Source organism: Neptuniibacter sp. UBA6509 (assembly GCA_002435145.1).
Classification (GTDB): Bacteria; Pseudomonadota; Gammaproteobacteria; order Pseudomonadales; family Balneatricaceae; genus Neptuniibacter.
The window spans coordinates 1-9,505 of sequence record DJLT01000039.1; the positions used below are offsets into that span (position 1 = coordinate 1).

At 44.7% G+C, this 9,505-nt stretch carries 7 protein-coding genes; 6 read left to right on the forward strand and 1 reads right to left on the reverse strand.

The window, feature by feature from the left end:
• Positions 1–283: 283 nt before the first annotated feature.
• A complete protein-coding gene (gene pdhR / locus B4K11_RS04855; RefSeq protein ID WP_292957194.1) occupies positions 284–1,060 on the reverse strand; it encodes a pyruvate dehydrogenase complex transcriptional repressor PdhR in 777 nt (258 codons plus the stop codon).
• Positions 1,061–1,407: 347 nt separating this feature from the next.
• Between pdhR and B4K11_RS04860 the strand changes: the two genes are divergently transcribed.
• The 6 genes from B4K11_RS04860 to B4K11_RS04885 all read left to right on the forward strand — a co-directional run bounded on the left by B4K11_RS04860 (position 1,408) and on the right by B4K11_RS04885 (position 9,080).
• Positions 1,408–2,478, forward strand: coding sequence for a TRAP transporter substrate-binding protein (locus tag B4K11_RS04860; RefSeq protein WP_292957197.1), 1,071 nt, complete (start codon positions 1,408–1,410; stop codon positions 2,476–2,478).
• A 203-nt stretch (positions 2,479–2,681) separates the two neighbouring features.
• On the forward strand, positions 2,682–3,209 hold the full coding sequence (locus B4K11_RS04865; RefSeq protein ID WP_292957200.1) for a TRAP transporter small permease subunit: 528 nt from the start codon (positions 2,682–2,684) through the stop codon (positions 3,207–3,209).
• A complete protein-coding gene (locus B4K11_RS04870) occupies positions 3,209–4,591 on the forward strand; it encodes a TRAP transporter large permease (protein ID WP_292957203.1) in 1,383 nt (460 codons plus the stop codon). Before B4K11_RS04865 ends, B4K11_RS04870 begins: the two co-directional genes overlap by 1 nt.
• A 99-nt stretch (positions 4,592–4,690) precedes the next feature.
• Positions 4,691–7,564: an FAD-binding and (Fe-S)-binding domain-containing protein gene (locus tag B4K11_RS04875; RefSeq protein WP_292957206.1), complete on the forward strand. Its 2,874-nt coding sequence runs from the start codon at positions 4,691–4,693 to the stop codon at positions 7,562–7,564.
• Between the two features lie 24 nt (positions 7,565–7,588).
• Positions 7,589–8,077: a universal stress protein gene (locus B4K11_RS04880; protein WP_292957209.1), complete on the forward strand. Its 489-nt coding sequence runs from the start codon at positions 7,589–7,591 to the stop codon at positions 8,075–8,077.
• A 112-nt stretch (positions 8,078–8,189) separates the two neighbouring features.
• The gene (locus B4K11_RS04885) at positions 8,190–9,080 is read left to right on the forward strand and encodes an AEC family transporter (RefSeq protein WP_292957212.1); all 891 of its coding nucleotides are present in this window, start codon (positions 8,190–8,192) and stop codon (positions 9,078–9,080) included.
• Positions 9,081–9,505 lie beyond the last annotated feature (425 nt).

A 9,505-nucleotide genomic window follows, 5' to 3' on the forward strand; every position in this document is an offset into this window, starting at 1 on the left:
GAACCAGCCTTGTAGGAAGCCATCCTTTATGCCCAGGGGGTGGGTGCGAGGTTTTGGTTTTTTTGTAGGAAGCCAGCCTCTGCGCGAGGTTTTGGTTTTTTAGGAAACGGAACCATTTTTATGGTTTGGGGCTGTCTTCAGCGGATTGCCTGTCATTCGCCTCTTTTAAGAAAAGTGCGGCTGAGCTCCTACAATGAACCAGCCTTGTAGGAAGCCATCCTTTATGCCCAGAGGGTGCGTGCGCGAGGTATTAGTTTTACCTGTAGGAGCCGGCCTTAAAAAATTAAGACTTGTCCGCTGGCTCAACAATGTTTGCGCGTCGTAACGCTCTTTCTAAGCGTGTGTTTTCACGCTCGCCTTCCAGCAGAGCTTCTTCTACGTAGGCTAGATGATGATGAGCGGCTTGCCTCGCTTTTTCCGGCTCCCCTTCGAGGATGGCGTCCATTAGCACTTTATGCTGATCATGGATCTTTTCCCTGTAATCAGAGCGCGGGTAGATATTTTTCAAGTTATCCCATACATGCTCGCGGAGCAGATTAAACATTGCGCGCATCATATGGAGCAAAACCATGTTATGAGTTGCGGCCGCAATCGCTAGATGGAAATCCACATCAGCGTACACCTCTTTCTGGATCTCTTTATTATCATGATAGTGCTGCAGATCAGAATAACATTTAAGAATCGCTTCTTTATCCGCAGGCGTACTTCTTAGCGCTGCGTAATATGCTGCCACACCTTCTAAAGCATGACGGAACTCCAAAAGATCATACTGCGCCTCAGGGTGAGTACGGAAAAGCTCCAACAAAGGATCCGAAAACGAACCACCTAGATCTTCAGAAACGTAAGTCCCACCACCCTGCCGACTATTCAGCAAGCCTTTAGCAGCTAGCTTCTGCACAGCCTCTCGTAGCGAGGGGCGGGAAACCTCAAATTGCTTCGCAAGCTCACGCTCTGGCGGTAGTTTCTGACCAGGCTTAAGCGTTCCCTCTAAGATCATCTCTTCCATCTGCCCCATAATGACATCAGAAATCTTTGGCTGTTTAACCCTGTTGTAGCTCATAGTTTAATCTCGATAATATTGGTATGACCAATATTGATGGTAATTTATTCTTCAGGCTAAAAACAAGGCCCTACTAATTATTTATTATATTTTTCATGACAATGAGACCTATAAAATATAGATTTCATAGGCACTATGGCATATGAATTTTTTTAATCTATAGTAATTAAACCAAAAAAACATTGACAGACACTGCTCAAAAAAAATACAGTAGGAAGTCTCTTGTGGTTAATTGGTATTACCAATTGAGATTAGTGCAGTGCAGCAGAGGTTTTTAACAGGTCTTAATACCTCGACTTGCCTGCCACGCAATTCTAAATATAAAAACGAATCTCTGAGGATGTGACATGAAAAAGTTCGCCAAGTCTTTGATCTCCGCTGCTGTAGTTACAGCTGCCGTTGCAGGTGTAAGCGCTCCAGCACAGGCTGCCGACAAACTACTTCTTAAAACGCCAATTGCTTTTGGTTCTCACCTGCCTGCACTTGGAACACCTATCGTATGGGTAGCAGACCAGCTGAAACTGATCAGTGACGGCAACGTTAAAATGAAGATCTATGAGCCGGGCAAACTAGTAAGCCCTAAAGAGATTCTGGATGCTGTATCTTCTGGTAAAGTAAACTCTGGTTACTCCACTGCGGGTTACTGGCAGGGTAAAATGCCTGCGGCTGCAATCTTCTCTGCAGTACCATTCGGCCCAGAAGCTGGCGAATACATGGCATGGTTGTATTACGGTAACGGTATGAGCCTTTACCAAGAGATGTATGACAATGCAGGCTACAACGTTAAAGTAATGCCTTGTGCAATTATCTCTCCTGAAACATCTGGTTGGTTTGCGAAACCAATCGAAAAGCCTGAAGACCTTAAAGGTTTGAACATGCGCTTCTTCGGCCTTGGTGCTTCTGTAATGGAAAAACTAGGCGTAGGTACAGTTCAGCTTCCAGGTGGTGAAATCTTCGGCGCGCTTGAGAAAGGTGCAATCGATGCATCAGAATTCTCTCAGCCAGCTATCGATCAGCGCCTAGGCTTCCACAAAATTGTTAAGTACAACTACTTCCCTGGCTGGCATCAGCAAGCAACTGTCTTTGAATTACTAATCAACAAAGATACTTGGGGCAAGATGAGCAAAGGCCAGCAGGCACTTGTTGAAACAACATGTAAAGCGTCTATGACAAACTCTATTGCTGAAGGTGAAGCAATGCAGTTCCCTGTAATGGAAAAAGCGGCTGAAAATGGCGTTAAGATCCGTTACTGGAATGACACTATGCTTAACACATTCGAAACTACTTGGAATGAAGTTGTTGCTGAGAAAACTGCAGCTGACCCATTCTTCAAGAAAGTATGGACTGACATGAGCACATTCCGTGACGGTTACGACCTTTGGGAAGCGAATGCATTCCTACCTCGTGCGTCTAAGTAAGTTATAAACTTCCGCAAGGCTCCCAGCCTTCGGAATGAAACAGGGTAGCCTATAGCTACCCTGTTCTCCTTTGGGCGCTAGCTACCTTAAATTGGCATCTGGTTTCCCCACAGGCTATTTTAATAATTATAAATAAATCTGATCTACAGCGGCCGTCCCAGTGCTCTATAGATCTGATTATAAAAAAGCGAAGGTAAGTTTCGGTGACTGAAAACGATAAACTGACCCCAGTACCAATCGCTGATGCAATTGATAAATTCATTCAACGAATTGGTCTTACTATCGCTTGGGCTTATGTCGCCTTAGTGTTAGTCATCATGCTGCAGGTTATTTTGCGTAAAGGCTTTGCCAGCGGTTTAATTGCATTAGAAGAGCTTCAATGGCATCTCTACTCTGTAGGGGTAATGTTTGGACTGGCCTATGCACAAACAACCAACTCACATATTCGTGTAGACCTGTTTTACTCTCGTCTGCGCGCTAGAACAAAACGAATTATTGAAGTATTGAGCATTATCACGCTCGTACTTCCATTTGTCGTAATTATCTTTCTTCACAGTTTAGATTTTGTTGCTGAAGCATGGCGTGTGAATGAAGCGTCTGAAGCAGCTTCCGGCCTACCATGGCGATGGCTTATTAAAGGCGTTATTCCTGCAAGTTTTGCTCTTCTTGGACTTGCAGTGGTATCCCGTTTAATTCGAGATCTAACATTACTAATTAAAGGTGAAGACTGATGGATCCGAATGAGATTCTCGTTATCGCGATGTTCCTTTCCTTCATCGCGCTACTATTTACAGGCATACCAGTCGCTTGGGTTTTGGGCGGTATCGGTATTGTTTTTGCTTTTCTTGGCCAATTTGCTGATAACAATCTAGATACCATGACTGGTCTGGATTACACCACACTGGGACTGGTGGTGAATCGCTTATGGACCATAATGGAAAATTGGATATTAGTCGCCCTCCCCATGTTTATATTTATGGGGATCATGCTCGATAAGTCTGGGGTCGCCGAACGCCTCATGAAATCGATGCAGGAACTGTTTGGGCGCGTTCATGGTGGCTTAGCAATTACTGTTACAGCTATCGGTATTATCCTAGCAGCTTCTACAGGCATTATCGGTGCGTCCGTTGTGCTACTGGCGGTTATGTCGCTACCGGCAATGACTAAACAGGGCTATAACATGCCCTTGGCGCTGGGCACTATTGCCTCGGCAGGTACACTAGGCATCCTAATTCCACCAAGCATCATGCTGGTTATCATGGCAGACCAACTTGGTTTGTCTGTGGGTGACCTGTTCATGGGGGCTGTCATTCCAGGCTTAATGCTGGGTAGTTTCTATATTGTTTATATCTTGCTTCGCGGCATGGTTAAACCTGATGACCTACCCGTGCCTAAAGATGCGAAACCTGTTACCGCTGGCATTGTTTGGAACGTACTTAAAGATATCCTGCCGACACTTGCGCTTATCTTTGTCGTGCTAGGTTCTATCTTTGGCGGTATCGCAACTCCGACTGAAGCCTCAGGTGTAGGTGCATTTGGTGCGACATTGCTAGCGCTATACAACAAGAAATTCAGTTTCAAAGTCCTGAAGGAAGTTGTTGGCGGCACAATGAATACCACCGCTTATATCTTCGCTATTTTCATTGGTGCAACCTGCTTCGCGCTTGTACTTCGTGAATTGGGTGGCGATGAGATGATTGAAGCATTCCTAACAGGACTGCCTTTTGGTACTTACGGTATTATTTTCTTCATCTTAGGTGTGATCTTCCTGCTTGGTTTCTTCCTTGACTGGATTGAGATAACGCTGATTATCTTACCTCTCTTGGCACCGGTAATATCCGCGCTCGGATTAGATATTACGGCACCTGGCATTGATAATCCTGAACTGGTTTGGTTCGTCATGCTTGTCGCCATGGCCTTGCAAACATCGTTCTTAACACCGCCCGTCGGGTTTGCACTCTTCTACTTGAAAGGTGTTTGTCCGCCAAATGTCAAAATCACTGATATTTACAAAGGCGTTATCCCATTCATCATTCTGCAGCTGATTGCATTGTTGGTATTGGTTTTCTGGCCACAGCTCGTACTATGGCTACCCGCTATCGCATACAGCTAAGCTGAACTATTAGGGCCTTCTTGCATTTATATAGGTGTTAGAAGGCTCTATTAAGAGCGCTCATGCACTCTTTCTATTTTCACAAGTGAGGTGTGAATAATGAAACAGGGCTATCAGGATTTTCTGAATGCACTTCAGGGCTTTATACCTGAAGATCGCCTGATCACAGACCCTCTTCGTACACTTGCCTACGGTACAGATGCTAGTTTTTACCGTTTAATTCCGCAAATTGTAGTACGTGCAGGCAGTGAAGATGAGATCGTAAAAATTGTTCAACTGGCTGATTCACACAATATATCAGTCACTTTCCGCGCAGCAGGCACCAGCCTATCAGGCCAAGCGATTACCGATTCTGTTCTAATTCAATTAGGCGACGGTTGGGATAACTATGAGATTAGCCCTGATGCGAAGACTATAAAGTTACAGCCTGGTGTTATTGGTGGAAATGCCAATAAATACCTTGCCCCTTTACACAAGAAGATTGGTCCGGATCCAGCATCAATCAATACCGCAAAGATTGGTGGTATTGCAGCTAACAATGCCAGCGGCATGTGTTGTGGTACGGCACAAAACAGTTATCGTACACTAAACAGCATGCGACTCGTGCTAGCTGACGGAACAATTCTTGATACGGGCGACCAAGCCAGTGTCGAGCAGTTTAAAGAGTCTCATAAAGGTCTTGTTGATTCCCTAGACTCTTTAGCAAGACAGACCCGTTCAGATGAGCAGTTACGTGAACGTATAGAGCATAAATATCGTCTTAAAAATACAACAGGCTATGCTCTCAATTCACTCGTTGATTATGAAGATCCGATCGATATTTTGCAGCATTTAATGATCGGTTCAGAAGGCACTTTAGGCTTTATATCTAATATCACCTATAACACGGTCGATGAACATGAAAACAAAGCCTCTGCGCTTATTTTCTTCAATACCGTACGTACAACCTGTGAAGCGGTCGCTATCCTCAAGAAAACACCGGTTTCCGCCGTTGAATTGATGGACCGAGCAGGCCTGCATTCCGTTGAGAATAAAGACGGCATGCCCGCTTTCATTAAAGAACTACCGGAAGATGCTGCGGCGCTACTTGTAGAAACACGTGCCGCTGATGCCGAAACACTGCAACAACAAGTTGAAGAGATCAGCGCATCTATTCAAGGCTTAGAAACAACGAAACCTATTGAGTTCTCGACAGATCCTGCCGTTAATGCTCAATACTGGGCTATTCGTAAAGGGCTGTTTCCTGCTGTCGGTGCTGTTCGCTTAACTGGCACTACCGTTATTATTGAAGATGTTGCGTTCCCTGTTGATCAACTTGCTGATGCTGTTCACGACCTCCACGAACTATTCCATAAATGGGAATACAGTGAAGCGCTAATTTTTGGTCATGCATTGGAAGGCAATCTACATTTTGTTTTCACTCAATCCTTTGATACACAGGCGGAAATTGACCGCTATGATGGCTTGATGGATGAAGTCTGCAAAATGGTGATTAATAAGTACGATGGTTCATTAAAAGCTGAACATGGTACTGGTCGCAATATGGCCCCCTATGTAGAGATGGAATGGGGTAGCGATGCTTACCGTTTAATGTGGGAGCTAAAAGAGCTTTTCGACCCACGTGATATTTTAAACCCGGGCGTTATTCTAAATAAGAACAGTAATGTTCATTTAGAAAACCTTAAATCGATGCCTGCCGCTGATGAGCTTGTGGATAAGTGCATTGAATGTGGTTTCTGTGAGCCAACCTGCCCATCCCGAGCCCTAACATTAACACCTCGTCAGCGCATCGTTTTGTGGCGTGAAATCGCTCGGCTTGAGAAAAGCAACGATGATCCTGAAAGGCTTGCGACCCTTAAAGAGGAATACGCTTATCAAGGGAGTGATACCTGCGCTGCATGTGGTTTATGCTCAACAACCTGCCCTGTCGGTATCAACACAGGCGATTTAACACGCTCGATCAGAAACAGGAAAAACGCGAAACATAGCAAACTCGCACAATGGCTAGCTGATCATTACGGAGGGCTGACTACAGCTACCCGTGTCACGTTTAAAGTGGCCGATGCCACTCATGCGGTAATTGGCACTAAAGCGATGAGCGCTATTACTGGGGCTGCACGTAAAGTCACCGGCGGTATTGTGCAGCAGTGGACCCCTTCTATGCCGAAGGCGGCTCCGAAGTTAAAAGCCTACCAGCCTGATGCAAATGAAACAGGCCCTAAGGTGGTCTATCTTCCAAGCTGTGCCAGCAGAACAATGGGACCATCACGTGGCGAAGAGGATCAAACACCTTTAGCGGATAAGACATTACAGCTTTTAAGAAAAGCAGGCTTTAGCGTTATCATTCCGGAAGGATTGGATGATCTCTGTTGTGGTATGCCTTTCCAATCTAAAGGTATGTTTGATGCGGCCAAGTCTAAAGCAGATCAAACAGAAGCGCTTCTACGCAAGTATACTGATAATGGAGAGATCCCGGTCTATTCTGATACCAGCCCTTGTAGCTTGCGTTTACAAGAGAATTTAGATCGAGATATTAAGCTTTACGACAGCATCGATTTTATCGATAAGTTTGTAATTGATCGTCTTGTGTTCACACCAACAGATGAAGAAGTCGCTCTGCATATTACCTGCAGCGCAACGAGAATGGGTCAAGCAGAGAAGATCAAACGCATCACCTATGCTTGCTCTAACAATGTTGTTGTTCCAGACCAAATTACTTGCTGCGGCTTTGCAGGTGATAAAGGCTTTAGCACGCCAGAATTAAATGCGTCATCCCTGCGCACGCTTAAAGATCAAGTTAAATCATGTAAAACCGGCTACTCAACTAGCCGTACATGTGAAATAGGTCTGACTCACCACAGTGGTATTGATTACAAGTCACTGGTTTATCTCATTGATCGCTGTAGCCAACCTAAACTACAAAGCGATAACAGCAATCCAGAAAACGCTCAGATCACAACGCAGCAGCTGTGATCTGTATATAAGAGGATTTATAAGATGGCACTACCGAAAATTAACACCATTCTTTACGCGACCTCTCTAGGCAAGCATACTCGCCCAGTTTTCCGCCAAGCGGTTAACCAAGCAACACTTAATGATGCAAAGATCATTATGCTGCATGTTGTTGAGCCTATGGGCGAAATGGGTCATGCCCTTATTCAAAACTATGTATCTGAAGACCTGATCAAAAAAATGCATGATGAAGGAATTGAAGCAATTCATGAAAACATGCAGCAAAGGGTCGAACAGTTTTGTGACGATGAACTGCAAAGCCTTGATCAACCTGTTGTACTAAATATTGAACATAAAGTTGCTGAAGGAAACCAAGCTGATAGCATACTGAAAACGGCATCTACATTAGATGTAGATTTAATTGTTATGGGTGCAGAAAACCGTTTTGGTCACCATAGCAATACGAGCCAACAGGTCATTAGATCGGCTAAAGTCCCTGTAATGGTTGTACCTACAGGCAAAAAGTTCGACTAACACCTAACTTTTACATTCTTATACACCCCTCCCTATTGAGTGTTAATTCACGCTATAGGGAATAGCTAATTCAATCAGTTGGCGTTGTGTCATTTTAAAGGAACAAAGGTAAATGGATACACAAAGCCTTCTACTTGAACGTATTTTCTTGACCGTTTTCCCACTAGTGGCGATTGTCACAGTGGGATTTTTTTATGCCCGAAAATACAAAATCGATATGGCGACGGCCAATCAAGTCAATATTGATATTTTTGTCCCTGCACTCATTTTTTCGGTTCTTTCTGCTGAATCATTTGACCTTGTCCAGTTTCAAGATCTCGCTATCGGTGCAGCTGTTATTGTCATAGGTTCCGGGATACTTCTCTTTCCAGCCTGTAAAATGCTTGGAGTACACCCTAAAACCTTCATCCCTCCGATGATGTTTAGTAATAGCGGTAACTTAGGCATACCTTTAATTGTGTTAGCCTTTGGCGAAAATGCGCTATCTGCTGCTGTTGTACTTTTCCTTGTTGAAAACGTACTTCACTTTACTGTTGGCATTTACATACTTGATCATAAAACACGGCTCATCAATCTACTTAAGATGCCGATGATATTTGCTACGATCTTGGGGTTAGTTTGGAGTGGATTTGATCTATCCGTACCTGCCGCAGCAGCCACATTTATTGAGATGCTTGGGCAGATTGCGATTCCCCTTATGCTATTCGCTTTAGGTGTGCGCATGACTAGCGTTGATTTCAAAAACTGGAAAATTGGTACCTACAGCGCAATATTGTGTCCACTCAGTGGTATCGCGCTCGCGGTTCTTTGTCAGCAATTCCTACAGTTAAGCAGCGAACAGTTCGCTTATCTTGTTATATTTGGAGCACTACCACCTGCCGTTCTCAATTACATGATTGCAGAACGTTATAACCAAGAGCCTGAGCAAGTCGCTTCTATCGTTTTGCTGGGCAATATGGGTAGTTTACTGTTCCTTCCAATCACCCTCGCCTTTGTTTTATAGAGTTCGATTGCAGTAGGAAGCCAGGCTTTATGCCCAGAGGGGTAGTGTGCAGGATTTTGGTTTTCGTTATTCAGATTTTGGTGCTGCTTCGGATGGTCTTCAGCCGGCTGCCTGTCATTCGCTCAGAGGGCTGAGCTCCTACAAGGGGAATCTTCAGCCGGCTGCGTGTCATTCGCCTCTCTTAAGAAAAGTGCGACTGAGCTGCTACAAGGTAGATCGGTGCGGGGAAATTACCCTGTAGGAAGCCAGGCTTTATGCCCGAAGGGGTGCGTGTGCGAGGTTTTGGTCTTTTATCTTTTTGGTAGAAAGCAGACCTATTGAGCTGTTTCGGGGGACCTTCAGCCAATTGCGTGTCATTCGCTCAGAGGGCTGAGCTCCTACAAGGGGAACCTTCAGCCGGCTGCGTGTCATTCGCCTCTCTTAAG